Here is a 26064-nt window from a genome sequence, read left to right as displayed (position 1 = left end):
AGATGACAGAAGAGACCGGAGAGAGACTGATGAACCGGCGTGGCGTTCTTCGCAGCGGCGCGGTCGTCGGTGGGGGACTGGTGGCAGCCGCGATGTCCGGCGGGGGCGTCAGCGCGCGAACCGACGGCGACAGCGAGGAAGTGGACGGCTACATCAGCCACTCGTCGTACCGCAAACTGACGGGGTCCGACGACGTGGCCTGCGTCCCGAACGTCGAGGGGTGGGGTGACACCTTCTACGTGGCGCGGGTTGCCGAAGATAGCGACGGTGAGGCCGGCGTCGCCGTCGAGGTCCCGGGCCCGTCGGCGACCGCGGGCGAGACCGAGCGCTTCGGGGCCTACACTGTCACGGCTTCGGAAGACGTCGACCTCGCCGGCGGGCCCAGCGGCCACGGTCCCTGGGGGCAGCCCTGTGGTAGCTGGCTGTTCGTCGGGTCCGACACGACGCTGGCGACCGGCGGCGTCTATCGGGTTACCGGGAGTGAGAGTACCGAGTCGCTGGGCGCCGACTTCGAGGACGTCACGGCGGTCGACAGCGACGGCGCGGCGCTCGGCTCGCCGATGGACCTCGTGCGCGTCTCACTGGAGCGGCTGTCACCCGGAGAACAGTGGATGCAGGTGGAAAAACTGGTCAGGGGCGGGCTAGACGCCGGCTTCGGTGTGTCCACCGCAATCGACGGCGACACGGCGGTTATCGGCGCCGACGGCGAGGCGGCCGCGTACGTCCTCACGCTCACCGACTACGGTTGGGTCACGGAGGCGAAACTCGGTGACGAAACGGAGATAACCGGAAACGACGTGGCCGTCAGCGGGGAGACGATACTCGTCGACGCGCCCGGCACGACCGAACAGAACGACGCCGTCAGTGTCTTTACGCGTTCGGACGGGCGCTGGGAGAGACAGGCGACGCTCGCGCCCGACGACCTCGCCCCCGACGACGGGTTCGCCAGCGCGTTCGACATCGACGGCGACACCATCGCCGTGGGCGCGCCCGAAGACGACGGTACCGGCGGGGACAGCGAAGGGACGGTCCACGTCTTCACGCGGTCCGACGGGACGTGGACCCGGGAGACGACGCTCGAAGAGACCCGCACCGACGTGAACGACGAGGCCGAGGGGCTGGGCTACGACGTGGCGGTCGACGGGGACACCATCGTCGCCGGCGCCCCCTACACCATCTACTACGACTTCGGCTACGCCTCGGTCGGCGGCGCGCTCGTCTTCAGCCGCTCCGGCGGTGGGTGGACCCAGCAGGCGTTCCTCCGGAGCGAGGACGTCATCGACGAGGACCGACAGGGCCAGTCGGTGGCGATAGACGGCGACACGGCGGTCGTGGCGAGCCACGACGCACACAAGGAGGACGTCGCCGGAGCCGACGCCGGGGCCGCCTGGGTCTACACCCGGGACGGGGCAGACTGGACGCAGCAGGCGAAGCTCACCCCCGACGACTGGGACACCCGGGACTGGTTCGGCTATTCGGTCTCGCTCGACGGCGACCGCCTCATCGTCGGCGCCGATATCTTCGACGGGGTGGGCAACGACGCCCGCGGCGCGGCGTACATCTTCACCCGCGACGGTCAGGAGTGGGACCAGCTGGTGAAGCTTACCGCCGACGACGGCGACCCTTACGACAAGTTCGGGTACGACGTCGCGCTCGACGGCGACACAGCGTTCGTCTGTGCCGTCGACGAACGGGGCGGAAGCGCCGCAAGGACGGGGGCGACGTATCTCTTCCAGCGGTGATTCGTGGGGCTTCGAACCACGGCCAGACTCCGTTTGGCCTGCTTCACGCTCGCCGGCGTTCGCGTGAATCCCTGCGCCGCCCACCGCAGCGCATTCACAGGGCTACCGCTCACGGACGTTCGCGACGGTTTGAGAATGCCCGGGGAGGGCTCCGAACCCTCGATCTCCGCATAACCCAGGTCCGGGGTGTGACGAGCACCCCACGGGTCATGCCGGTGTGGTACCGCATGAGTCGTGTGACCCTATGAGTGCGGCGCTATGTCCAGCTAAGCCACCCGGGCGCACTCGGTGATTTGCCACTCGCCGTATTGAAGGTTCTCATCTCCCCGGAGGCTGTGTCGTCCTCACACGGTCGGGGGATTTAAGCCACCACGCTGGTATCCCCCTCCATGGATATACCAGACCTCGTCAAACAGGAACTCGGAGACGAGGAGATTCAGGCCGGCGTCACGCTCGGCGACGAGGACGCGGTCTGTTTCACACCGACCAGAACGCTCGTCTACCGCGGCGAGGGCCTACTGAGCGACGAGAAAGTCGAGTCCTACCCCTACGACTTCGAGCGGCTGACTATCTCGACCGGCCGTCGGAAGACGAAGTTCACGCTCGTCTACACCGACGAAAAGCGGGACTTCGGTGTCCCGGGGAACCGTGCCGACGCCGTCCTCGAACGCCTCATCGAGGGGGCACTGCGGGTCTCTGACGCTATCGGCGCCGAGGAGCGCGTCACCGGCGTCTTCCGCTTCAGCGAGCTCACGCTCGTTATCACCGAGGAGCGCCTGCTGAAACACCTGGGCAGTGTCACCTGGGACAGCGACTTCGAGACATACCCGTTCGACGCCGTCACCGGGCTGGAGTTCGAGAAGGGGTCGGTCGCGACGGCCATCGTCCTCGCCGTCAACGACCGACCGGAGCGAATCAAGGCGCCCAGCGACCAGGCGCCCGCGGTCCGCAAGACGCTCCAGGAGGCGCTGTTTGCCTTCCACGAGGTGTCGTCGCTGGCCGACCTCAACGCGAAGGTGGCCGGCGACGACGGGGACGAGGCCGACGGCGACAGCTCGGAGCTGGACCTGGAGACCGGTATCGACCCGCTGGTGAGCGACGACGGCGAGGAGACGGAGACGGTAGAATCGGCTGACGCCGGTCGCCAGCCCGACACCCCGTCGACCGACAGCGGCGATGGGCAGGGCGATATCGCCGCGCTCGAACAGCAGGTCGCGGAACTCACCGCGGCCGTCGAGCGACAGAACGAACGCATCGCGGCACAGGACGAGACGATTCAGGCGCTCATCGAGGAGCTACGCCAGGGTCGTTGAGGCGGTCGTTCCGGCGCCGTCGGGAGTGTCGCCCCCACTGCGTTCCGGTGACGCCGGGCCCGGGTCTGCTGCGGTCACGGGTCGCTTCCGGGCGTGTCCGACGGTCACGCCCCGCTACTCCCGCCCGAGTACCTTCCGGATACACGTCGAGCCGAAGGGGCCGAGTTCGCCGCCGTCGAGCTGGACGAAGTGGCCGGTGGTGATGGCGGCCCCACAGCGCTCACAGGAGAACTCGCCCTCCCGGACCGTCACGTCGGACTCGAAGCTGACGTAGGTACCCCCCGAGGTCGGTCGAACGAGCCCGTCTTCGCGGTCGATGACCCCGCGCATCGCGGCGGTGTCGAGAATCTCGCGCTGGACGCCGGGGTTCGTGGTCACCGCTTCGATTCGGTCCATCGCCTCGGCGACCGACAGCGACTCGTGTTCCAGATGGGCAAGCAGTTCGACCCCGAGTGCCACGGGGTCGCGCTCGTCGTCGGGCACACCCGTCACGACGCGGGCGACCGGATTAATCCTTACCGACGCCATCGACCGGCGTACTGGTCACAGTCGCTACCGATAGCTCGTAGCTGGCGAGTAACTGAGTATGACGGTTGTCCATCTGTAGCGCTATATATGCCGATAATCGGTTGATTTTCCGGCACAATCGTGACATACACATCAATTTCCGGACAAGATTTACAACAGTAGAGCGATTTCCTTCAGTTGCTATGACATACACGCCACTCGGCGAGTCGGTCGAGACGTACCGAACCACGGAGCTGGGCCTCTCCCGGATAGCGGCACGAGCAGGGGTCGACGAGAGCGAACTCGCGTCGGAGCTGCGCTCCCGCGGTATCACCCTCCGGTCGGAAGACCGGGGCGCCGTGGCGACGACGACGCGTAACTGACACCCCCGCCATTTTATACGGATTCGCGCCGCGGGCGACCACAAGAGGTTTGCCGACCCGACCCGCTCACACGTGGTAGATGGACCGTCTCGCGAAGCGGCAGCTGTTGGGCTCGGCCGTCCTCGTCGCCGTGGTGGCCGCCGTCGCGGTCTTTTTCTCCCCGGCGCGGCTCATCCGGGAGGCCATGCACCTGGCCGACCACCCGGTGTATCTCGCGGGCGTCATCGTCGCGCTGTATCTCGTCCGTCCCTTCTTCGCGTGGCCGACGATGCCGCTGTCGGCCTTCGTCGGCTTCGTGCTCGGTATCGGCTACGGGATTCCGGTCGCGCTGATGGGCGCGCTGGTGACCTGTCTCATCCCCTATCGCTTCGCCGAGCGGGCCGGCAAGCAGGGCGGGATGTTCGGCTGGCTGGGCGAGTCCGGCCGGCGTATCATCGAGGTGACCGGCGAGACGCGGGGCGTCCTCGCGGCCCGGCTCTCGCCCGTGCCCGCGGACCCCGTCTCCTACGGCGCGGGCTTTGCGGGCGTCTCGACCCGCGCGTTCGTCGTCGGCACCTTCGTCGGCGAGATACCGTGGGTCGTCGTCGAGGTCATCGCCGGCGCGTCGATGCGCTCGCTGACGCTGCAGGGGCTCTCTATCGAGGCGCTCCCGCAGCTGCTCGTGCTGCTGGGCGCCCTGGCGATACTGGTGCTTGCCGGCCCCACGTACCGGCACTTCAGCGGTCGGCCCGACTCGTCGTGAACTCGAAGCGAGCGCCGCCGGCGTCGCTCTCTGTCGCCCGCACCGACCAGCCGTGGGCCGTCGCGATGTCCTCGACGATTGCGAGCCCGAAGCCGGTGCCGCCCGTGGACGTGGTGAAGCCCCGCTCGAACACTTTCTCACAGTCTTCGGCCGGGATGCCGGGGCCGTCGTCGGCGACGTAGAACCCGGTGATGGCGTCGCCGTCTTCGGGTATCGTCCCGACGGTCACCGTCAGTTCCCGGAGCGCCGACTGGTCGAGCGGGCGGCGGGATATCGTCTCGTAGGTCGGGCTCTGCCGGTAGCCGCCGTGTTCGACGGCGTTTCGAAAGAGGTTCTCGAGGAGCTCCCGCAACCGGTCGGGGTCCGCGTCGACGGTCGCTGTGCCGGCCAGTTCGAGCGTCGCCCCAACGGTGTCGACGCTGTCCCACGCCTCCTCGGCGGCCGTCGCGATATCTATCCGCTCGACGGTCCCGACGGCGTCGCCCTGCCGAGCGAGCGTGAGCAGGTCCTCGATGAGCTTCTCCATCCGGTCGGCGGCCCCGGCCGCGGCGTCGAGGTGGCCCACGTCGCCGCTCTCCCGGGCCAGCGAGATACGCCCCTGAACGACGTTGAGCGGGTTCCGGAGGTCGTGGCTGACGACGGAGGCGAACTCCGAGAGGCGCTCCTCGCGGGCCTTTCGCTCTTGGATGTCCCGGATGATACCGGCGGTGCCGGTGAAACAGCCGTCGTCGGACGGCAGGAGCGCGAGGTTGTTCTCCGAGGGGATTCGCTCGCCCCACTTCGTCACCACGTCCATCTCCAGGGTGCCGCTGTCGGTCTCGGGGTCGGCGAGCAGGTCCCGGATAAGCTGGTTGCCCCGGGCGAGGTCCTCGTCGGTCATGATACTCCCGATGTGCTCGCCGACGAGCTCGTCGGTCGTGTAGCCGGTCATCGGCTCGATGGCCTCGTTGACGAAGGTGAACACGCCGTCCTCGTCGAGGGCGTACACCGGGTCGCCGACCGCCTCCACGATGGTCTCGTACCGGCCCAGCTCCCGGTCGCGCTGCTTCCGGTCGGTGATATCGCGGGCGATACCGGCGACGCCGAGCGGAGCGTCGCTCCCGTCCTCGATGAGCGACCCGCGGAACTCGTGGCGTATCAGGTCGCCGTCGCTCGTAACGAGCGGGGCCTCGAAGGAGGCCTGGCCCGTCCGGACGGACTGCTCGATAGCCGCGTCGAGCCGGTCGTGGAACGTCTCGGGGACGAGGTCGTACGCCGTCAGCGTCGAGAGTTCCTCGTCGCTGTATCCCAGTACCTCACTGGCGGTGTCGTTCCAGCGCAGTACTTTGCCGTTCGGGCTGATGACGTAGAACAGGTCGTCCAGCGTGTCGACGAGAGTTTCGGTGAACTCCCGCTCCCGTTTCAGCTCCCGTTCGTGCTCCTTGCGGGCGGTGATGTCGGTGACGAACCCCTCCAGTAGTTCGACGTCGCCGTCGTGCCCGACGACCCGCCCCCGTTCCCAGAGCCAGCGCCGCTCGCCGTCCGCCGTCGTGACCCGGTAGGTCACCTCGAACGGTTCGCCGTCACTGATGCTCCGCTGGACCTGCGGGTCGATGCGGTCGGCGTCCTCGTCGTCGATGAGCGACCCCCACACCACCTCCCCGGACTCGATGGCCTCGGCGCTGTAGCCGACCAGGTCCTCGGCCCCGTCGCTGACGAACGCCATCGGCCAGCCGGGCTCGTTGCGCGCCTGGTACACCATCCCCGGGAGGTTCGAGATGAGCGTCGAGAGCTGGCGCTCGGACTCCTGTAGCGCCGACTTGGCCCGGGTCTCGCCGACAGCGCGCCTGATGCGGTTGGCCAGGACCGTGTACTGGTCGGTGCCGACGTCCTTCTGGAGGTACTCCGTGACCCCGGCGCTGATTGCGTCGCTCGCTATCTCTTCGTTGCCCTTCCCGGTAAAGAGGATGAAGGGCAGCGCCTCGAACTCCTCGCGGACGGCCCGCAGAAACTCCAGTCCGTTCATCCCGGCCATATCGTGGTCGCTGACGACACAGTCTACCGGTGTCGTCCGGAGCCGCGCCAGCCCGTCACGGGCCGAGGACTCGGTGACCACGTCCAGGCCGTCGTCGGCCCGTTCGAGATGCAGTGCGGCGACCTCCGCGAACTCCGGCTCGTCGTCGACGTGGAGCACGCGGATGTCGCCGTCGCTATTCATTGCCCAATACTACGGTCCCAGCCCTATAAATCCGTTAACAGACAGGTTCGGCCGACTGCCACGCCACGGGCGGCTGTCCGGAACTGCCGGCGTCGGCGCCGCGAACATCGGGACGAGGCCAGCTACCAGCCTCAGTAGAACGTGTCGGCGCAGTCGTAGACGACGCCGTGCTCCGGACAGACGTACTTGCAGTGTCGGTGGTACATCGACCGGTCACAGCGCGGGCAGGGCCGGCCGGCGTCGTCGCTCATACCACCGCGAACGGGCCGTCCCTATATCGCTCTTTGGGACGAAATTGGAACAGTGTTGGAAAAACAGCTTTTCAGCGGGGCCCCCTACGAGTGAGCGTGAACGACGCGCTGCTCGACAGCCGGGGCGGGCGGCTGCTGGTCGGTCTCGCCGCCGGGGCCGCCGGCGTCGCCGGCTCCTACGCCGCGACCGGCTACGCGCCGACGTTCGTCGCCTCGCCGGTCGAGCGAACGCTCTCGCGGACGATGCCGGGCGAGATAGTCACCCTGGCGATAACGTATCTCGGCAGCCTCGGCCAGCAGCTGAACCTGGCCGCGGCCGTCGTACTGACGTGGTTGCTGTTTGCCGCGGGAATCACCGCGGCCGTGCTCGTCGGTCGGGCGGCACACAACCGCTTGCTTCCGACAGTCGGGACGGCGGCGGTCACGTGGCTCGTCACTGCCGGGCTCACGCGGACGCTCCTCCCGGCGCTGGGACCGGTCGTCCCCGCGGTCGCCGTGGTCGGGCTCGCACAGGCGCTCGACGCCTACCGGGGGGCCGCGGAGCCGATATCCTCGAAGCGTCGCCGCGCGCTCTCGACGGTCGGCGTGGCGCTTGGCGCCACCGCGGTCGGTGCCGGCGTCGGTCGGCGCCAGTCGTCGACGGAGGAGGCGGCCCCGCCGCTCGACGGGGCGGGCGTGGACAACGAGGACATCCGGACGAAGCTGGACATCGCCGAGCGCGACTCCTTCGACATCGACGGCATCGAGCCGCTGGTGAGCGAGAACTTCTACGAGGTCGACATCAACTCCATCGACCCGAAGCCCGACACCGGCGACTACGCGCTCTCGATAACGGGCGCCGTCGAGTCGGAGGTGACCGTCGGCTACGACGAGCTCACGGAGATGGCGGCCGTCAACCAGTTCTCGACGCTTCGCTGTGTCGGGGACCGACTCAACGGCAACAAGATAGACACCGCGCTCTGGACCGGCGTCCCGCTCCGGCGACTGGTCGAAGCGGCCGGACCACAGAGCGACTGTGACTGTGTCCTCCTTAGGGCCGAGGACGGCTACGAGGTGGAGTTCCCCCTGGAGGCGTTCAACCGGGGCCTCGCCGTCTACGGGATGAACGGCAACGAGCTCCCCCGCGGCCACGGCTACCCCGTCCGCGCCGTGATTCCGGGTCACTGGGGCGAGGTCAACACGAAGTGGCTCACCGAAATCGAGCTGTTGAACCGCGAGGTCGACGGCTACTGGGAGCAGCGCGGCTGGGAGGGGACCGGCCCGGTCAAACCCACGGCCACGCTCAAACACGACGCCGTGCTCGATGACGGCCGACGCCAGCTGGCCGGCCACGCCTACGCCGGCCTCCGCGGCGTCTCGGCGGTCGAGGTCTCGACCGACGGCGGCGCCTCGTGGTCCGAGGCGACCCTCTCTGCCCCCCTCCCCGCCGCCGAGGGCGACGGCCCCGCCGAGGACGCCTGGCGACAGTGGAAATACAGCTACGACACGCCCGGCTCCGCACACACGGCGGTCGTCCGGATGGTCGACCGCGACGGCAACGTCCAGACGAGCGAGGAGACCAACCCGCCGCCGACCGGGCCGTCCGGGTGGGTGTCCAAGGAGTTCCAGTCGTAGTCGCGGCCGCAGTCGGCCCGTGCGCGACGACGGCGCCCCCGACCAGAAACACCCATCCGCCTCGGCCACGAGCAGCGAGTATGCCCAGAGAGATAACGGGGGAGGTCATCCACGTCGTCGGGCCCGACGAACACGGGGACTACGAACTCGACGGGACCGTCGCCGAACTGGCCGAGTCCCGCTACCTCCTCGTCTGCCGGGAGGGCGGCAAACCGTCGGTTATCGAGCGGGTGGTCGCCTTCTTCAAGCGCGACCCCATCACGCCGGTGACGCTCGTCGCTGACGAGGGCGCCGAGGAGGGGAGCGAAATCGAGGCGACGGTCGAGTTCACGACTGTCGACGGCGTCTACGAAGTCGTCGAAATGGAATAGAAAAGCGGGCGGCGGCGAAGTACGGCTCCGGTGTCACACGCTCCAGTTGGCCGCGGCGGTGGCTACGTCAGCACTCGGACCAGCCACAGGACTCGCAGGTCTTGCACCCCTCCGAGTAGTACAGCGACATCGAGCCACACTCGGGACACTCCGGGCTCTCGCCGGCGTCGATGAGGTCCTGCTGGGCGTCCTGCCCGGCGTCGGCCTGCGGGCCCGCGTCCGTCTGTACGTTAGCGTCGCCTGCCTGCGGGCCGCCGTCGGTCTGGCGGCTGCTGGCCTTCCGCTCATCTTCCCCGGCGGTCTCCTCAAGCGTGACCTGCTGCGGGTAGGCCTTGTCGACGTCGCCGTCGAGGTAGCGCCGCAGGGCCGTGCCGATGGCGTCCGGGATGGACTGAATCTGCTCGCCCTTGTCCCAGGCGACCTTCGGCGACCGGATGCCCTGTAGCTCGTCGGCTATCTCCTCGGGGTCGACGCCCGAGCGCAGCGCCGTCGAGATGGTCTTTGCCAGCGCCTCGGTGAAGGAGGCGGTGAAGCCGCCGGAGTTCCCGATGTTGGCAAAGAGCTCGAACGGTCGCTCGGCCTCGGGGTCCTCGTTGATGTTGACGTACAGCTTCCCGTAGCCGGTGTCGATGCGCTGGGTGACGCCGTGGAGCACGTCGGGGCGGGAGCGCTTGCGGGCGAACTCGCTCTCCTCGCCGTCGGCGGCCGACAGCATCCCCTGGACGGACTCGTCGAGGGCGGCCTGGACCGCGTCGTCCTCGAGGAAGCCCTCGATGTCGCCGAACATCTCCTCGAGCTGGGCGACCAGTTCCTCGGTGTCCATGTCGGAGAACTCGGTGTTCTGGGCCCGCGTGGTCAGCACCTGCTTGCTGCGGGTGCCGTCGCGGTAGTAGGTGACGCCCTTGCCGCCGTGGTCGTAGATGTACTGGAACACCTCGGCGGCGTCCTCGATGGTCGAGTCGTTGGGGGCGTTGACCGTCTTCGAGATGGCGGAGTCGACGCCCTCCTGGCAGGCGACCTGGATGCCGGCGTGGTCCCGCGCCGAGAGGTCGCCGGTGGTGACGAACAGCTCACCCAGCGCGTCGGGCACCGTCGTCAGCCCGTCGACGCCGTCGAACTCGTTGTTGGCCATCTGCTCTTGGGCCTCCTCCTTGACGGCCTCGACGTCGATGCCGTTCTCCTCCAGCGCGCGGAGGAAGTAGTCGTCGAACTCGACGAGCATCTCGTCGCCCTGGACGTCGTCGGAGACGTTCTTGTAGTAGGCGACGTTGTAGATGGGCTCACACCCGCCGGTGGTGTTGCCGATCATCGACGTGGTGCCGGTGGGCGCGATGGTCGTCGTGTTGTGGTTCCGGATGGGGTAGCCGTCGGCCCAGTCCTCGGCGTCCTCGCCGGTCTGTTTCTCGAACCACTCGGCGTACTCGGTGGGGTCGGCGTACTTGGAGTTGTCCCACTCCTCGAAGGTCCCACGGTCCTCGGCCAGTTCGTGGCTGGCCTGCTTGGAGCCGTGGTTGATGTGGCGCATCACCTGGCGGGCGATCTCGTTGGCCTCGGGGGAGCCGTACTCGACGCCGAGCTGGATGTACAGCTGGGCCAGCCCCATGATGCCCAGGCCGATCTTCCGCATCTCGCGAACCTTCTGCTCGATTTTCTCGACCGGGAAGTCGGACATCGTGACGACGTTCTCGAGGAAGCGCGTCCCGGTCTCGATGCGGTCGTCGAGTTCGTCCATGTCGAGCGCCTCGTCGAGGAACGCCGAGATGGCCGCTTCCCGGGAGTCGTACGCGTCGCCGTGCTCGTCGGCCCAGACGCGGTAGTCTGGGGCGTCGAGCGACGCGAGCGTCGAGAGGTTGATGTGGCCGAGGTTACAGGCCTCGTACTCCTCCAGGGGCTGCTCGCCGCAGGGGTTCGTGGCGAGAATCTGGTGCTCGGGGTGTTCCTCGACGTCGAAGGAGTGTTGCTTGTTGACGCGTTCGAGGTAGATGACGCCCGGTTCGCCGTTCTCGTGGGCGCCCTGGACGATACGCTCGAACAGCTTCTCCGCCGGAATCGAGAGCACTTCGCCGACCTCGACGTACTCGCCGAGGTCGAACATGTCGTACAGCTCCTTGGTCTCGGCGGTGGCGATGTGGGGCTCCTCCGTGCGCGGGTTGGTGAAGGTGAACTCCTCGCCGTTCTTGTAGGCCTCCATGAAGTCGTCGGTGATACCGACAGAGATGTTGAAATTCGAGAGGTGGCCCTCGACGGCGTTGCGGAGGTGTTTCGGGACCTTCCCGTCGTCGTCGATGAGGTCGCGGGCCTCTTCGAGGGCTTCGGCGAAGGAGTTGTGCGTGAAGTCGTCGGGGTCGTTCAGGCGCAGCGTCTCGGCCAGGGAGACGTCCTTGTTCTTGGCGTGGATGAACTGGATGACGTCCGGGTGGGAGACGCGCATGACGCCCATCTGGGCGCCCCGTCGGGCGCCGCCCTGAGCGATGGTCTCGCACATCTGGTCGTAGGTCCGCATGAACGTGATGGGACCGGAGGCGATGCCGCCGGTCGAGCCGACGGGGTCGCCGTAGGGGCGCAGCTTCCAGAACGCGTAGCCCATCCCGCCGCCGGACTGGAACACCTGGGCGGCTTCCTTGGCCGTCTGGTGGATGTCGTCGATGTCGTCGGCCGGCGAGTCGACGAAACACGCAGAGAGCTGCTGGAGCTCGTCGCCGGCGTTCATCAGCGTCGGCGAGTTCGGCATGAACGAGAGGTGCTCCATCTGCGTCTGGAACGTGTCGGCCGTCGTCTCGACGTGGTCCCGGACCGAGTCGGGCAGCTCCGGGACGACGGTGTCGTAGGCGAACTTGTTGACGTTGTAGACAGAGAGAGTCGTCTCGGCGTCGTCGTCGACGGTGGTCCCCTTACCGAAGACCTCGGCCGCGAGCTCGTCCCGGCGCGGGTGGTCGGGTTTGACCTGGTCGGGCGTGACCGTGATTTCGAGGTCCTGCTTGTCCGCCTCGAAGACGGCCTCGGCGAGGGCGACGTTCTTCGCGACCCGTTCGAAGAGGTCCTCGGGCTCCTCGACGAGGTCCCCGTTCGAGTCCTTGCGAAGGTACCGGGCGGGCAGGATGTTGTTGTAGGCGTTTCCTGTCAGCCGGTCTTCGAGCGTGTCCCCCTCGGTTCGCTTGATGGGAAGCGTGAGGTCGTCGGCGCCGAGTTCGCCCTTACTCATGCGTCTGTCCTCCGGCGACAGCGTGGCGCTGTCGGGCTATACCCCGTTCTGGCGTGTTCCATGTTCCGGTCATTTCTGACGGCGAATACGTATTCATCGGTATCGTATAATGGTTGTTTTTCTGCGCTCGGTGGCGGCCGCAGTCGGCGGAGAGTCGCGACTACGGTCAGTGTGATACGGGTCGCTGTAGCGATATACCGGTGTGTCGGTGTGGGTGTAATCTACAACGCCCCGCGTGAGTCGTACGCGGCGACCCGTCCGGCAGAGCCGCGTGTAACCACTAGCAACGTAGGTTAGCTAATAATGGTGAGCAGACCGCAGTGAAAGTGGAGCTCCGGGGAGGAAAACCGCCGGATAGAGCCCGGAAATCCAGTGGAAACTAGCGGGGGTTTCGGGTGGAGATTCGCGGCCGAGTTTCGGCAAATGTTGCCAGCCGCGGCGCCGTCAGACGCGACGCCGTCTTGCGGTTTGTTGTGCGGACCGGCGCCGTCTTGCGGTGCGCGCCGCGTGGCGAATCAGGTTGGTTGCACGGCCGCCGAGCGAGCCACGAAGTATTTGTGTCCGGTTCGTGTCATGGGGAGTATGCTCGGCCTGTTACAACTCGGTGGGATCGGCACCGTTCCGGCGGTACTCATCGGTCTCGTCCTGCTCGCGGTCGTCCTGCTCGTCGGTCGCCTGGTGATGAAAGTCGCGTGGCGGCTCGTCATCATCGCCATCATCGCCGTCGCGGTGCTGTGGCTGCTGAGCCTGCTCGGCTTCGGCGTCCTCTAGAGGTCCGCGAGGAAGTTCTCGATGACGTCGTGCCCGACCGCCGTGAGCACTGATTCGGGGTGGAACTGGACAGCTTCGATGGGGTAGTCGCGGTGGCGCACGCCCATCACGAGCTCGGTCCCCTCCTCGGTCGTCGTCGTGGCCGTTACCTCGAACTCGTCGGGGACCTCGGTGGCTATCAGCGAGTGATACCGCCCGCCCTGTAGCCCCTGCTCCAGCCCGGCGAAGACCCCCTCGCCGTCGTGGTCGATGGGGAAGGCCTTCCCGTGAATCGGCTCCGGCGCACGGCCGACGGTCCCGCCGTAGGCGTAGACGGCCGCCTCCAGGCCGAGACAGACGCCGAGCGTCGGCACCTCGGGACTGACTTCCCGAAGCACGTCCATCGTCACGCCCACGTCCCGGTCGTTCTTTGGGTGACCCGGCCCAGGGGAGATGATGATTGCGTCGGGCTCGAAGGCGCGTACGTCCTCTAGGGAAGCCGTGTTTCGGACGACCTCGGTCCGGGCGTGTTCGGAGACGTACTCGACGAGGTTGTAGGTGAAGGAGTCGAAGTTGTCGACAAAGAGGACGCGGGGCTGGTCGTCGGCCGCCCCGGACGCGGCGTCGGCGCTCATCGCTCAACCTCCGCGCCGTCAGGCAAGCGCTCGATTCGCTCGACGGCCGCCAGCACGCCGTCCATCTTCTGTTCGGTCTCGACGTACTCGCTCTCGGGGTCCGAGTCCGCGACGATACCGGCGCCGGCCTGGACGGTGACGCGGTCGTGGTCCGGGCCGCCGTCGCCGCCGGGGAGCGCGACCCCCGCCTCGACCGTCGCCGACCGGATGACGATGGCGAAGTCGGTGTCCCCGCCCCAGTCGAAGTACCCCACGCCGCCGCCGTAGGGACCCCTCGGGGAGCGTTCCAGCTCGTCGATTATCTCCATCGCCCGTATCTTGGGCGCACCCGAGAGCGTCCCCGCGGGGAAGGTCGCCCGCGCGGCGTCGAAGGCGTCAGCCTCCGGCGCGAGCGTCCCCGTCACGGTTGACTCGATGTGCTGGACGTGGCTGTACTTGAGGACGTTCATGAACTCCTCGACGCGGACTGAACCGGCCTCGGCGACCCGTCGCACGTCGTTTCGGGCCAGGTCGACCAGCATCGTGTGTTCGGCCCGCTCTTTCCCGTCGGCGAGCATCTCCCCGGCCAGCCGGCGGTCCTCGACGGGGGAGTTCCCCCGTGGGCAGGTCCCCGCGATGGGGTTCGAGACGACGCGGTCGCCGGCCACCGAGACCAGCGTCTCCGGGCTGGCGCCGACGATGCTCAGGTCGTCGTGGCCGAGCAGATACATGTACGGCGAGGGGTTCACGTCCCGGAGGGCCGCGTACAGTCCCAGCGGGTCGATGTCGCCGTACAGCTCCCGGGTCCGGGAGATGACGCCCTGGTAGATGTCGCCCGAGAGGACGTACTCCTTTGCGGTCTCGACGGCGTCCTCGTACTCGTCCTGGGGTCCGGCCACCTCGGCCTCGCGGGTGAAGCCGCCGGTGTCGAGTTCGTCGGCCCCGGCCAGCGCCGACTCGACCCGTTCGGCTTCGGCGAGCAGTTCGTCGTAGCGTTCGCCGGCGTCCTCGTCGGCGCGGACGACGGGGGTGAAGACGAGCTCGACGGCGTCCTCGACGTGGTCGAATCGGAGGGTAGACGTGGTCAGGACGAACTGCGCGTCCGGGAACCGCGAGTCGGGCCGCTCCATCCCGACCTCGTCGAGCCAGAGGTCGTAGACGGCGTCGTAGGCGAGAAAGCCCACGAGCCCGCCGTCGAGGTGCTGGCGGTCCATCTCGGGGAACCCCCGAAGCTCGACGTCTGGCATCGCCGCACGGAGGTCGTCGAGGGCGTCGCCGCCGTCGGTCGTGACGAGGTCCGCGTAGCGGTCGTCGAACACCTCGACCTCGGTGTCGTCGCCCGTGACCGTGACGACCGCACGCGGGTCGTATCCGACGAAGGAAAAGCGGGCGTGGCGGTCGTCAGTCTCGGGAGCGAAGGCGCCGTCCGGGTCGCTGGAGGCGACCTTCTCGGCGCTCTCGAGCAGGAAGGTGTAGTCGCTCCCCACGGTGTCGCTGGTCCGGCCCGACAGCGCCGCGTAGGCCAACAGCGGTTCGACGTCGACGGCGAGGTCGGCCGCGGCCCGCACCACCACCGGCCGGTCGGCCTCGGCGTGTTCGACGAACTGTTCGCGGGAGATGTCGAGGGTCATACCGCGGCCTCCCCGTCGGCGGCCGCGACGTTCGCGACGAACTGACGGACCGCGTCGTGGTCTTTCACACCGCCGCTCGATTCGACACCGCTCGCCGTGTCCACGGCGAACGGCTCGACGGTCCGAACCGCCTCGGCGACGTTCTCCGGGGTGAGCCCGCCGGCCAGAATCACGGGGACAGCAAGGTCGGCAACGAGGTCGCGGGCGCGCTCCCAGTCGTGGGTCTCGCCGGTGCCGCCGGCGCCGTCAGCGTCGAGCGAGTCCACCAGCACCGCGTCGGCGTGGTCGGCGTAGTCCGCGATAGCGTCAGCCTCGGGGTCGACGACCGCGATGAGCCGCTGGCTCACGCGCCGGGAGAGCGCACCCAGCTCCGCCGGCGCCAGCCCGTCGTGGACCTGTACGGCGTCGGGTTCGATTTCGTCGATGCGCTTGACGGCTTCCTGAACCGTCGTCGGCATCGTCACCAGCACGCTCGTGACGAGCGGCGGCACCCCGGCGACGAGTGACTGGGCGGTGGCCTCGTCCACCGCTCGGGGGGTATCCACCGGGACGCCGTGGATAACGCCGACGGCGTCGGCGCCGGCCGCGACGACGGCGTCGCGGTCCTCGCCCGTGGTGACGCCACAGATTTTCACGCGCGTCATGCCCCTATCAGGTCCTCCAGCTTCGCGGCCGCGTCGCCCGACTCGATGGCCTCACGGGCCAGGTCGACGCCCTCCTCGTGGCTCTCGGCGACGCCGGCGACGTAGATAGCCGCGCCCGCGTTCGCGAGGATGATGTCCCGCTTCGCGCCGGTGACCTCGCCGGAGACGATACCGCGGAGGTCCTCGGCGTTTTCCTCGGGCGACCCGCCGGCGACGGCCTCGATGTCGCGCTGTTCGAGCCCCAGGTCCGCCGGCGTGATGGTGTACTCGGAGATGGAGTCGCCGGTGACTTCCGCCACGGTCGTCTCGCCGTGGATGGCGATCTCGTCCAGCCCGCTCCCGTGGACGACGAGGGCCCGCTCGGTGTCGAGGCGGGCAAGCGCCTCCGCCAGCACCGGGACGAGGTCGGGGTCGTACACCCCGAGCACCTGCGCACGCGCCCCCGCGGGGTTCGTCAGCGGCCCGAGGATGTTGAAGACGGTTCGCATCCCGAGTTCCTGACGCGGGCCGATGACGGCCTTCATCGCCGGGTGGAAGACCGGCGCGAGCATGAACCCGATGCCGTCGCGCTCGATGCGCTCCTCGACCGCCGGCGGCTCGGCGTCCACGTCGACCCCCGCGACCTCCAGCACGTCGGCGCTGCCCGACGACGAGGAGACGGAGTAGTTGCCGTGCTTGGCGACGGGGACGCCCGCACCGGCCGCGACGATGGCGCTGGTCGTCGAGACGTTGATGGTGTCGTAGTCGTCGCCGCCCGTGCCGCAGGTGTCGACCAGCCCCTCGCGGTCGGGCTGGATGGTCCGTGCCGCGTCCCGCATCCCCTGGGCGAAGCCCGCGATTTCGGCCTCCGTCTCCCCTTTCGCCCGCAGCGCCGACAGCAGCGCCCCGATCTGGGCCTCGGTTGCTTCCTCGAAGACGAGCGTCGCGACCTCGCGTGCCTCGCCCTGTGTCAGGTCCTCGCCGTCCGTAACGCGCTCGATGTAATCCTGCATAGTGGTCACCAATGTTCTCTTTCGTGTTGTGATGTACAAATCTGCACACTGACTTAAGCCTACCGGGGTCGCTGTCCCCCTCTCGTGTGGGCCGAACCAACAGACGACGTGCGGGTTCGAATTCGAAACCTTCAATTGTACCCCCCGGCAAGCAATGGTTGCACGAGGCAGCGAGGGTTCGTGGTCTAGGTCGGTTATGACACCTCCTTGACATGGAGGAGGCCGGCGGTTCAAATCCGCCCGAACCCATACGCAGTTTTACACGTTTCTTCTTGTTTTCTAGGCAGGGTAGAGTCGTTCTTTAGCCAAGGCTGGGCTTCAGTGTCAGAATAAGTATCATCATATTCTCTGTCGTTCCGGGCGTATCCGGACGAAGAGTTCGGCAAACAGTGACAGAGTCCATCCCCGGCCCAGGGTGGTCCCGGCATCCCGTATGAATGTTCAGATGGCCGCCACGTTGTTCCGATTCAGTACTTTCTTACACCGGCCAGCGGAGTTACACGTATGGACACGGCACTCGACTCGGTCCAGTCGTTCGAGCAGTTCGTCCTGCTCTCCGTCACCGAGCTGTCGTCGGCTGACGAGACCCCGGCCCACTCCTACGACGTGACCAAGACGGCAAAGGAGCGCCTCGACGACATCGAACGCGACGCCTTCGGCGGTATCGAGCGCCAGGAAGTCATCTCGGCGCTGGGGTCGCTATCGGAGACCGGGCTGTTGGCGAAGGCGGAGACCGAGGACGCGGTCGGCAAGGGCCGACCGGCCTACGAACTGGCTGTCGAGGCGGACGAAGTCGTGTCCGCGCTGACCGGTGACGACGCGGTCGGCTCCTACGCACAGTCGCTCGGCTAGACGAAACTCGCACTGGCCGACCGCTGTTCGAGCGTCGACGGCTCGCCGGCCTCGAGCGTCTCCAGTCGGTCGGTGACGGTGTGGACGTCCTCGCCGTCGGCACACGGCGCGACGTGTGCCAGTTCGTCGCCGTCGTACTCCGCCAGCCCCATCACCGGAAGCACCATCGCCTCGTGGGCCGAGTCCGCGGCCTCGGAGTCGACCTCGGTCCGCTGGTAGAACGACTCCAGGGAGACGTTGTTCGAGAGGGCCCACTGCTTGAACTCGGCGACGCGGTTGAGGATGTAGCGGCCCTCCTCCGTGTTGGCGGCGGCGGACTCGGGGGCAATCTGCTTGCCCCAGACGACGACGTTGTAGCCGGCTATCTCCTCGCGGCGTTCCAGTTCCTCCAGCCGGTCGATGACGGCCTCCTGGCGCGACCCGGCGCCGTCGGGGAGCATCGAGCGGACGTACAGTTCGACGTAGGGCTCGGTCTGGGTCATGCTATCGGAAACGTGATTACAGACCTACATATACGTTCCGTGGGTACTGTATGGACCTCTCCGGAGGATATAATCACCTTAAACCTGGTGTGGAAGGGGGCCGACGGCGCCCCTAGTCGCCGTGGAGCGTCTCGTGGAGGCCGATGACGAGCGCGGGGACGACGACCATGAAGATGTGTTCCTCGATGGGGATGCCGAGCAGGTCGACGCCGGTCCGGAGTTCGATAGCGAAGACGCCGACTTCCAGCGTGTACCAGTCCCAGACGTAGGCGATAGGGTACAGCGCGAGGATGGTCTTGCCGGCCCGTTCCAGCGCGTCGACTCGCCACAGCAGGGCCAGCGCGACGGTTCCCCAGACGACTTCCGTCACCAGGTAGGTGTAGGGACCGAACACGCCGATGTCGGGGAGCATAACTCACAGACGGCTCGGCGCTCCTAAACGTTATCCCCGCTTTCGTACGGCGGGAACTAAACCAACCTTGATAACCCTTCACGTATTACCTCCAAGTTGTGAGGCACGATGGATATTTCTGACATTGCCACGAGAGAGTTTGTCGAGGTCGACGCCAACAAGCGGCTCGGGAAGGTGCGTGCCATCTTCGAGCGGGAGAACCCGAAGGGCATCATCGTCACCGAGGGCGGCGAGTACGCCGGCGTCATCACGCAGAAACAGTTGGTGCAGTCCCACGTCGAGGACGACGCGAAGGCGGGGGCGATGGTCCGTTCGGCGCCGAAAGTCGAGCGGACGGCCGACGTGCGCAAGGTCGCCCGCGTCCTCGTCGAGGGCGGGACCAAGGTGGCACCGGTGTTCCAGGGCGAGGAGCTGTGGGGCATCATCACCGAGGACGCCATTCTGGAGGCCGTCCTCGAAAACCTCGACGCGCTGACTATCGAGCAGATCTACACGGAGGACGTCATCACTATCGAGGAAGACACCAACGTCGGACAGATCGTCAATCTGCTCCGGAAACACAGCATCTCCCGGCTGCCGGTGCTGGACGAGGCCGACGGCCTCACCGGCATGGTCACCCGCCACGACATCGTCGACGTCGTGGTCCGGGACATGGACAAGGCCACCCGCGGGGACCGCTCGGGCGAAATCGAGCGGGTGCTGGACATGCCCGTCTACGACATCATGAGCAGCCCGGTCGAGACGGCCGAGCCGAGCGACTCCGTTCGGGACGCCGTCGCCCGGATGCTGGAGCGGGACTTCGGCGGCCTGGTGGTGACCGACGAAGGGAACCACGTCATCGGTATCGTCACCAAGACCGACGTGCTCCGGGCGCTGACGTTCACCGAGGAGGACCACATGGACGTCCAGATCACGAACATCTCCCTGCTGGACACCATCTCCCGGGAGGACATCCGCGCCGACATCAGCCAGGTTGCGGACAAGTACCAGGCGATGCAGGTCCAGCACGCCCACGTCCGCTTCCACGAGCACAAGGAGAAGCTCCGTGGCACCCCGCTCATCCAGTGCCAGATCCGCCTGCGGACCAACAAGGGACAGGCCGCCGGCTCCGGTGAAGGATACGGCGCCGAGATGGCCTTCAACGTCGCGCTCGACAAGCTAGAGCGCAACGTCCTCGAACGGAAAGGCGTCCAGGCCGACGAGGAGTATCGCGGCCAGTTGCTGCGGAAGCTCGGCGAGCTGTAGCGCTCAGTTCGACGTACTGTTGCCGGTCGGCGTCGTCCCGTCGCCGGATGGCGCGGTATCGGACTCCCGCCACCAGTCCTCGTTTTCGAGAATCTGGTCTTCTACCTCTTCACCGACTGGGCTGGCGTTGACGGTGATGAGGCGCTCGTTGTCGCCGAAGGGCGTGTACTCGCGGTTCATCTCGTAAACCTGGGGCTGGTTCGAGTCGCCGTCCTCGTCCGGAATGAACCCGAGGTCCGCGTCGTACTCGCCGACTGGGGCGTCCTGGGCGACAAACAGCGGGACGACTTCGTCCGTGTTCAGCCAGCGAATCTGGTAGGTGTTGTAGTCGCTGAAGAAGCTGTCCCGGACGTCCCCGTAGTTCGGCACCCACTCGATGACCCCCGAGACGAACGTGAACCGGGCGTTGGGGTGGAAGTTGTCGATGAAGACGAGCGCTTTCCAGCTGTCCTCCAGGGCCCCGTCGTCGTCTTGCTGGGCCATGGCAGTTCCCGAGGACCCCAGCAGAAGGGCGCCCGAAGCGACCGCGCCTTTCTGGAGGAAATTACGTCTGGAGTCGCCGATACGGTCGAGCAGTGTCTGGCTACTGTCATCTGACATACTAGTTTGCTCCGTCAGGTCGTAATCAGGACATGTGCGTAAACGCTGGCCTTGCGCTTGCCACCACTGGAGCGTGTGCCAACTGCCCGGTACCCCGGCGGACGCCCACACCGCCGGGACGACAGTGGACCGGCTACCGGACTGTATCCGCAGCTGTTACGTACACTCGAGGGGACTGCCAGGAGAATCGCAGGGCGACACGGACAGGGCTGCAACTGTGAGCGTCCGGCAGCGCCGCTGCCGTTTCACGGGAGGCGAGGTCGGCGACCGATATCACCGTCCGTTTCGAGAAGTGGGTCGCACCGTACGGGCAAATCCGACGGAGTTCGGACGGCGTACGGCGCCGTCCGGCATCAGGAGAGCGCTACGCCCTCTCGGACGAGTGAAGACGGGTCACTGGAAGCCGATGCGGCCGCTCCCGCCGGGCTGGCGCTGCGGACTTGAACCGCCCTTGAACTCCTCTTGCATCTGCTCGTAGTACTCGCGGATGTCGTCGGTGATGGTCGGTCTGACGCCCTCCATCGCCTGCCGGAAGTGGCGCATCTCCACTTCCTCGGCGTCGTCGGACTCGCGCAGGGCCTCGATGGCCGCCTCCCGGGTGATGGATTCGAGGTCCGACCCGACGAAGCCGCTGGAGCGTTCGGCCAGCTCCCGCAGGCTCACGTCGGGTGCCAGCGGGGTGTCGTCGGTGTGGATGCGCAGAATCTGCTCGCGGCCGTCGACGTCCGGTTCGCCGATCATGACGAGGCGGTCGAACCGACCCGAGCGAATCAGCGCGGGGTCTATCATGTCGGGGCGGTTGGTGGCACCGATGACCATCACGTCCTCCATCTCCTCCAGGCCGTCGAGCTCCGTCAGGAGCTGGTTGACGACGCGCTCGGAGACGTTCGACCCCATCTCCCCGCCCCGGCCCGGCGCCAGGGAGTCGAGCTCGTCGAAGAAGATGATGGTCGGGGCGACCTGCCGCGCCTTGCGGAAGGTCTGGCGGATGGCCTTCTCCGACTCGCCGACCCACTTGGAGAGCAGCTGCGGCCCACGCACCGAGATGAAGTTGGCGTCGGTCTCGTTGGCGACGGCCTTGGCCATCAGCGTCTTCCCGGTGCCGGGCGGGCCGTACAGCAACACGCCGGAGGGCGGCGTGACGCCCATCCGCTCGAACTTCTCGGGGGAGCTCATCGGCCACTCGACGGCCTCCTGGACCTGCTCTTTGGCCTCGTTGAGGCCGCCGACGCTGTCCCAGGACATCTTCGGGAGCTCGACTAGCACCTCCCGCATCGCCGATGGACTCACCTCGTTGAGCGCGCCCTTGAAGTCCTCGCGCTTGATTATCATCCGGTCGATGAGGCTCGGCGGGATGTCCTCCTCGTCGAGGTCGATTTCCGGGAGGTAGCGGCGCAGCGCCTTCATCGCCGCCTCCTTCGTGAGGCTCTCGATGTCGGCGCCGACGAAGCCGTGGGTGTCGGTCGCGAGCTTCGAGAGAGTCACGTCGTCCGAGAGGGGCATCCCGCGGGTGTGAATCTGGAGAATCTCCTCGCGGCCAACCTCGTCGGGGACGCCGATTTCGATTTCGCGGTCGAACCGACCCGGGCGGCGAAGCGCCGGGTCCACGCTGTCGACGCGGTTAGTGGCGGCGATGACGATGACCTGGCCCCGACTCTCCAGGCCGTCCATCATCGTCAGCAGCTGGGCGACGACGCGGCGCTCGACCTCGCCGGTGACGTCCTCGCGCTTGGGCGCGATGGAGTCCAGTTCGTCGATGAAGATGATAGCGGGGGACTCCTCGCTGGCGTCCTCGAATATCTCGCGTAACTGCTGTTCGGACTCCCCGTAGTACTTCGAGATGATTTCGGGGCCGGCGATAGAGAAGAAGCTAGCGGAGGTCTCGTTGGCGACCGCTTTGGCGAGCAGGGTCTTCCCGGTGCCCGGCGGACCGTGGAGCAGGACCCCCTGTGGCGGCTCGATGCCGAGCTTCTTGAATATCTGGGGGTGTTTCATCGGCAGCTCGACCATCTCGCGGACCCGCTGAATCTCGTTCTGGAGCCCGCCGATGTCCTCGTAGGTGATGCCGCCGCCGGTCTTCTCGAAGCCCGAAATCGGCTCCTCCCGTAGCTCGACCTCGGTGTCCTCGGTGATGAGACAGACGCCGTCGGGCTCGGTCTCGACGGCGATGAGCGGAATCGCCTGCCCGGGCGAGCGCATGAACGGGTGGTTCGTACTGGACATCACGGGAACGATGTCGCGCTCGACGACCGGCCGCTTGAGAATCTGGCGTTTGACCATGCCCGCGGCGTCGGAGCCGAACTGCACCGACGCCTCCTCGGGCGGTGCCAGCACGAGCTTGTCGGCCTTTTCGGCCTCCGCTTTCCGAATGGTCACGCGCTCGCCGATGCCCACGTCGGCGTTCTGTCGCGTGAACCCGTCGATGCGTACCGTGTCCGTGTTCCAGTCCTGCCGGTCCGCACGCCACACCTTCGCAGCCGTCGTATCGCTGCCCTCGATTTCGATGATATCACCGGGCGAGAGCTTGAGATGCAACAACGTATCGGGGTCAAGACGGGCGATGCCACGACCCGAGTCGTTCGGGTACGCTTTCGCCACTTCTAGTTGCACTTCGTTCATAGAGTGAGACTACCAAGAGGTCCGTCACCGCGGGAGATATGCTTTATGCTACCGGCGGGTGCGACGAGCAGCGACGGGTTTATATGGGTACTGCTATCACACGTCACGTTCAGGGCACCTATAGGCCATCTACTTGCCGTTCGCGTCCGCCGGGGACCGTCCCGGCGCGCCGGATTTCCGGGCGGCAGTCGCGGGTCGTCCCGTCACCCCGCCCGGGCCCGAAAGGCGACACTGACTGCCGCCACCGCCGCGTTTGATAAGGCTGGACACGGAAGCGGCGGTATGGTATTTCTCGTCCCCTTCGACGGTTCGCCGCTGGCCGACGCAGCGCTCGACCGCGCAGTCGACTACGCGGCCGCGATGGACACCGACGTGGTGGCGGTCAGTCTCGTCCCGACCGGTGCGGACTACGCCGTGCGCCGGCTGCGGGTCGACCCCAGCGAGGACTTCGCGGCCGAGACCGCGGCGAGCGACCTCCGGCGGAAAATCGAGGAAGCGACCGACGACGCCGAACTCAACTACGAGGACGTCAGCGCCTACTCGGCCAGCGAGCTCTCCGAGACCATCCGTCAGGTGGCCCGCGACGTCGACGCCGAGGTCGTGTTCCTCGGCAGCGCCGACACCGACGACGTCGTCGTCCCCATCTCCGAACTCGACGACGCGGACGCCTACGACGTCCACATCGTCCGCCGGACCTAGGAGTTGCGGTGTCCGGTTGAGTGATTGCAGTTCCGTTCGTTGCAGAGACATCCGGAGAGCCGGTGTGGTAGATTTTTCAGCCTATAGGGCGAGGTGCGGGTATGCGAACACTCGCCTTCGACGGCCGGATGGGCGCTGCCGGCGACATGATTCTCGGTGCCTTACTCGCCGCCGGTGCCGACCGCGACGCCTTGGAGCCAGTAGAGCGGGCGCTCGACGTAGAGTACGTCGTCTCGACGGTCGACCGAAACGGTATCAGCGCCACCGGCGTCGAAGTCGTACTCACCGACCCGGCGACGGACGGCGGACACGACGACGAACACACGCACAGTCACGCCGGTGACCACGACCACGGCGACGAAGGCCACGACCACAGCCACGATGACGGAACCGACCATACCCACGCGGAGGGTCACGGGCCACACCGGAGCTACACGGAGGTCGTCGACATCGTCGAGGGGATGGACCTTCCCGACCCGGTCAGGGCCGACGCACTCGCCATCTTCGAGATTCTCGGTGAAGCGGAGGCGGCAGTCCACGGGACCGACCTCGACGACACCCACTTCCACGAGGTCGGGGCCGACGACGCCATCGCCGACGTGGTGGGCGCGGCGCTCCTGTGTGCGGACCTCGACGTCGAGCGGGTGGTGACGACGCCGGTGTCGACCGGCGGGGGGACCGTCGGAATGAGTCACGGTACCTACCCAGTGCCGACACCGGCGGTCGTCGAAATCGCCGAGCGGGCCGACTGGTCGCTGCGGGGCGGACCGGTCGAGACCGAACTGCTGACGCCGACCGGCGCCGCGATTCTGGCCCACCTGGCCGAGGGCGTCGAGCGGCTCCCGTCGCTGACTGTCGACGCGTCGGGCTACGGTGCCGGGGCGCGCGAGTTCCCCGACCACCCGAACGTCCTGCGGGCAGTGGTCGGCGACGGCGCGGGCGGGCTCCGGCGGGACGACATCACCGTCCTGGAGACGAACCTCGACGACGCACCGCCGGAAGTACTGGGCGACCTCCAGCGCTCGCTGTCGTCGGTGGGCGCGCGTGACATCTCCGTCGTCCCGCTGACGATGAAGAAGTCCCGTCCCGGCCACCTGGTGAAGGTCATCTGCAAGCCCGACGACGCCGACCGGGTGGCCCGGCGGCTCGCCGAGGAGACGGGGACGCTGGGGATTCGAGAGCACGGCGCGGGCCACCGGTGGGTCGCCGAACGGGCCTTCGAGACGGTCACGCTCGCCGTCGACGGCGACAGCTACGAGGTGACGGTGAAGGTCGCGAGCGACGCCGACGGCGAGGTGTACGACGTGAGCTGTGAGTTCGACGACGCGGCGGCCGTCGCGGCGGAGACGGACGTGCCGGTCCGGGAACTCGTGCGCCGGGCCGAAGAGCTGGTCCGAAAGTGAGTCCGCCCAACCGCGTCAGCGGTCGGTCGGGTCCGGGCCGCCGCCCTCGTCGACCGGCGTTCCGCCGTGTTCGGCCAGCGCCTCCTCGACGGTGAGTTCGCCGACGGCGACCCGACGAGCGAGGTCGGCGTCGATTTCCCGGTTGGTGTCGCTCGCCGCGCGGGAGCGGTCCTTGATGCGCTGGAGTTCGCCCGCCGTGGGTTCGATGTCCCGGCTCGTTATCGCCTCGCCCTCGCGGCGGGCGATGTTGGCCGCCGCCAGCACGTCGCCCATCCCGCGGGCGCCGCTGCCGAGATACGGCGTCGTCCCGGTCTCGTCGACCAGTTCGACCGGGAGGTCCGCGATGTCGTCGATGACCCGCGAGCCGACCAGCCGGGCGCCGTCGCCGATACGCACGAGCGGGTCGGCGGCGTCCCCGACCTCGCGGCGGACCACCTCGGCGGTGTCGGCCGCGGGCACCTGGAAGGCCGCGACGACCGTCTCGCCGTGCAACACTGCGATGCCCGGCCGCTCGCCGGGGTCGATACCGACGACGGTCCGGCCCGACTCCCCACGCAGCGCCTCGATAGCGGCCTCGACCGCGCGCCGGGGCCGCTCGGGGTCCGCCGAGACGAGTTCGACGCCGTCGGGAATCTCGACTCGCTCGCCGGCCGCCGCCACGGCGACGGCGGCGCCGTCGGGCCACTCGTCGCCGGGTTCGATAGTGGTGAACTCGACGCCGCGGTCGCGCAGCTCCGTGACCACGCCGTGGTAGAGCTCGAAATCGTCCGTGGCGACGACTATCACGCATCGAAGTTGG

Annotated in this window: 24 protein-coding genes and 2 tRNA genes; 12 read left to right on the top strand and 14 right to left on the bottom strand. The window is 67.4% G+C overall.

Annotation, left to right across the window (positions count from 1 at the left end):
• Positions 1-29 precede the first annotated feature (29 nt).
• On the top strand, positions 30-1742 hold the full coding sequence (locus NJQ98_RS16485; RefSeq protein ID WP_262180659.1) for an FG-GAP repeat protein: 1713 nt from the start codon (positions 30-32) through the stop codon (positions 1740-1742).
• 136 nt (positions 1743-1878) lie between these two features.
• Here the strand turns inward: NJQ98_RS16485 and NJQ98_RS16480 are convergent.
• Positions 1879-2023: transfer RNA gene (locus NJQ98_RS16480), tRNA-Met, on the bottom strand.
• A 108-nt stretch (positions 2024-2131) separates the two neighbouring features.
• Between NJQ98_RS16480 and NJQ98_RS16475 the strand changes: the two genes are divergently transcribed.
• Complete coding sequence (locus NJQ98_RS16475) at positions 2132-3055, top strand: DUF7115 domain-containing protein (protein WP_262180657.1); 924 nt, start codon at positions 2132-2134, stop codon at positions 3053-3055.
• Between the two features lie 114 nt (positions 3056-3169).
• Here the strand turns inward: NJQ98_RS16475 and NJQ98_RS16470 are convergent, their stop codons facing one another.
• Positions 3170-3583 (bottom strand): DUF5830 family protein, encoded by a 414-nt coding sequence (locus tag NJQ98_RS16470; protein ID WP_262180655.1) that lies wholly within the window; start codon positions 3581-3583, stop codon positions 3170-3172.
• Between the two features lie 182 nt (positions 3584-3765).
• Here NJQ98_RS16470 and NJQ98_RS16465 point away from each other — a divergent pair, with 182 nt between their 5' ends.
• Positions 3766-3945, top strand: a complete 180-nt coding sequence (locus NJQ98_RS16465) for a DUF7317 family protein (protein WP_262180653.1) — start codon at positions 3766-3768, stop codon at positions 3943-3945.
• A 79-nt stretch (positions 3946-4024) separates the two neighbouring features.
• Positions 4025-4687: a TVP38/TMEM64 family protein gene (locus tag NJQ98_RS16460; protein WP_262180651.1), complete on the top strand. Its 663-nt coding sequence runs from the start codon at positions 4025-4027 to the stop codon at positions 4685-4687.
• Here the strand turns inward: NJQ98_RS16460 and NJQ98_RS16455 are convergent.
• Together NJQ98_RS16455 and NJQ98_RS19100 are read right to left on the bottom strand one after the other, a co-directional pair.
• Positions 4662-6884: a PAS domain S-box protein gene (locus NJQ98_RS16455; RefSeq protein WP_262180649.1), complete on the bottom strand. Its 2223-nt coding sequence runs from the start codon at positions 6882-6884 to the stop codon at positions 4662-4664. The two genes, NJQ98_RS16460 and NJQ98_RS16455, sit on opposite strands and share 26 nt — an antisense overlap.
• Positions 6885-7015: 131 nt before the next feature.
• Entirely contained in the window at positions 7016-7135 is a 120-nt protein-coding gene (locus NJQ98_RS19100; RefSeq protein ID WP_324663887.1) for an HVO_2523 family zinc finger protein, read from the bottom strand.
• A 96-nt stretch (positions 7136-7231) separates the two neighbouring features.
• Here NJQ98_RS19100 and NJQ98_RS16450 point away from each other — a divergent pair, with 96 nt between their 5' ends.
• Both NJQ98_RS16450 and NJQ98_RS16445 read left to right on the top strand, forming a co-directional pair.
• On the top strand, positions 7232-8749 hold the full coding sequence (locus tag NJQ98_RS16450; protein ID WP_262180647.1) for a molybdopterin-dependent oxidoreductase: 1518 nt from the start codon (positions 7232-7234) through the stop codon (positions 8747-8749).
• An 80-nt stretch (positions 8750-8829) separates the two neighbouring features.
• Positions 8830-9120 carry a DUF7526 family protein gene (locus NJQ98_RS16445; RefSeq protein WP_262180645.1) on the top strand — a complete coding sequence of 97 codons (291 nt, stop codon included), beginning with the start codon at positions 8830-8832 and terminating at the stop codon, positions 9118-9120.
• A gap of 67 nt (positions 9121-9187) precedes the next feature.
• On the opposite strand, the gene NJQ98_RS16440 is transcribed toward NJQ98_RS16445, so the two are convergent.
• Positions 9188-12322: an adenosylcobalamin-dependent ribonucleoside-diphosphate reductase gene (locus NJQ98_RS16440; RefSeq protein ID WP_262180643.1), complete on the bottom strand. Its 3135-nt coding sequence runs from the start codon at positions 12320-12322 to the stop codon at positions 9188-9190.
• A 582-nt stretch (positions 12323-12904) separates the two neighbouring features.
• Here NJQ98_RS16440 and NJQ98_RS16435 point away from each other — a divergent pair.
• Positions 12905-13093 (top strand): DUF8029 family protein, encoded by a 189-nt coding sequence (locus tag NJQ98_RS16435; RefSeq protein WP_262180642.1) that lies wholly within the window; start codon positions 12905-12907, stop codon positions 13091-13093.
• On the opposite strand, the gene trpG is transcribed toward NJQ98_RS16435, so the two are convergent.
• From trpG to trpD, 4 genes are read right to left on the bottom strand one after another with little or no spacing between them, the layout of a single operon-like run.
• Positions 13090-13707, bottom strand: coding sequence for an anthranilate synthase component II (trpG, locus tag NJQ98_RS16430; protein ID WP_262180640.1), 618 nt, complete (start codon positions 13705-13707; stop codon positions 13090-13092). The two genes, NJQ98_RS16435 and trpG, sit on opposite strands and share 4 nt — an antisense overlap.
• Entirely contained in the window at positions 13704-15317 is a 1614-nt protein-coding gene (trpE, locus tag NJQ98_RS16425) for an anthranilate synthase component I (protein WP_262180638.1), read from the bottom strand. The genes trpG and trpE overlap by 4 nt, the downstream gene beginning before the upstream one ends.
• Entirely contained in the window at positions 15314-15961 is a 648-nt protein-coding gene (locus NJQ98_RS16420) for a phosphoribosylanthranilate isomerase (RefSeq protein ID WP_262180636.1), read from the bottom strand. Before NJQ98_RS16420 ends, trpE begins: the two co-directional genes overlap by 4 nt.
• Complete coding sequence (gene trpD, locus NJQ98_RS16415; protein ID WP_262180635.1) at positions 15958-16953, bottom strand: anthranilate phosphoribosyltransferase; 996 nt, start codon at positions 16951-16953, stop codon at positions 15958-15960. The genes NJQ98_RS16420 and trpD overlap by 4 nt, the downstream gene beginning before the upstream one ends.
• A 174-nt stretch (positions 16954-17127) precedes the next feature.
• Here trpD and NJQ98_RS16410 point away from each other — a divergent pair.
• Together NJQ98_RS16410 and NJQ98_RS16405 are read left to right on the top strand one after the other, a co-directional pair.
• Positions 17128-17202, top strand: a tRNA-Val gene (locus NJQ98_RS16410).
• A gap of 255 nt (positions 17203-17457) precedes the next feature.
• On the top strand, positions 17458-17805 hold the full coding sequence (locus NJQ98_RS16405; RefSeq protein WP_262180632.1) for a hypothetical protein: 348 nt from the start codon (positions 17458-17460) through the stop codon (positions 17803-17805).
• Here NJQ98_RS16405 and NJQ98_RS16400 read toward each other — a convergent pair.
• Together NJQ98_RS16400 and NJQ98_RS16395 are read right to left on the bottom strand one after the other, a co-directional pair.
• Positions 17802-18287, bottom strand: a complete 486-nt coding sequence (locus NJQ98_RS16400) for an HTH domain-containing protein (RefSeq protein ID WP_262180629.1) — start codon at positions 18285-18287, stop codon at positions 17802-17804. The two genes, NJQ98_RS16405 and NJQ98_RS16400, sit on opposite strands and share 4 nt — an antisense overlap.
• 112 nt (positions 18288-18399) lie before the next feature.
• The gene (locus tag NJQ98_RS16395; RefSeq protein WP_262180628.1) at positions 18400-18699 is read right to left on the bottom strand and encodes a lycopene cyclase domain-containing protein; all 300 of its coding nucleotides are present in this window, start codon (positions 18697-18699) and stop codon (positions 18400-18402) included.
• A 108-nt stretch (positions 18700-18807) separates the two neighbouring features.
• On the opposite strand from NJQ98_RS16395, the gene NJQ98_RS16390 reads away from it, so the two are divergent.
• Positions 18808-19944 carry a CBS domain-containing protein gene (locus NJQ98_RS16390; RefSeq protein ID WP_262180626.1) on the top strand — a complete coding sequence of 379 codons (1137 nt, stop codon included), beginning with the start codon at positions 18808-18810 and terminating at the stop codon, positions 19942-19944.
• 3 nt (positions 19945-19947) lie between these two features.
• Here the strand turns inward: NJQ98_RS16390 and NJQ98_RS16385 are convergent, their stop codons facing one another.
• Complete coding sequence (locus tag NJQ98_RS16385; protein WP_262180624.1) at positions 19948-20544, bottom strand: twin-arginine translocation signal domain-containing protein; 597 nt, start codon at positions 20542-20544, stop codon at positions 19948-19950.
• Positions 20545-20937: 393 nt separating this feature from the next.
• Complete coding sequence (locus tag NJQ98_RS16380; RefSeq protein WP_262180622.1) at positions 20938-23163, bottom strand: CDC48 family AAA ATPase; 2226 nt, start codon at positions 23161-23163, stop codon at positions 20938-20940.
• 282 nt (positions 23164-23445) lie between these two features.
• Here NJQ98_RS16380 and NJQ98_RS16375 point away from each other — a divergent pair, with 282 nt between their 5' ends.
• Together NJQ98_RS16375 and larC are read left to right on the top strand one after the other, a co-directional pair.
• On the top strand, positions 23446-23862 hold the full coding sequence (locus NJQ98_RS16375; protein WP_262180620.1) for a universal stress protein: 417 nt from the start codon (positions 23446-23448) through the stop codon (positions 23860-23862).
• Positions 23863-23963: 101 nt separating this feature from the next.
• Positions 23964-25265 (top strand): nickel pincer cofactor biosynthesis protein LarC, encoded by a 1302-nt coding sequence (gene larC / locus NJQ98_RS16370; protein ID WP_262180618.1) that lies wholly within the window; start codon positions 23964-23966, stop codon positions 25263-25265.
• 15 nt (positions 25266-25280) lie between these two features.
• On the opposite strand, the gene NJQ98_RS16365 is transcribed toward larC, so the two are convergent.
• Positions 25281-26051 (bottom strand): hypothetical protein, encoded by a 771-nt coding sequence (locus NJQ98_RS16365; protein WP_262180616.1) that lies wholly within the window; start codon positions 26049-26051, stop codon positions 25281-25283.
• Between the last annotated feature and the right edge of the window lie 13 nt (positions 26052-26064).

It is taken from the genome of Haloarcula laminariae, from assembly GCF_025457605.1.
GTDB classification, from domain to species: domain Archaea; phylum Halobacteriota; class Halobacteria; order Halobacteriales; family Haloarculaceae; genus Haloarcula; species Haloarcula laminariae.
Note: the sequence above shows the minus strand (reverse complement) of the source record. Positions and strands in the feature narration are given on the sequence as shown.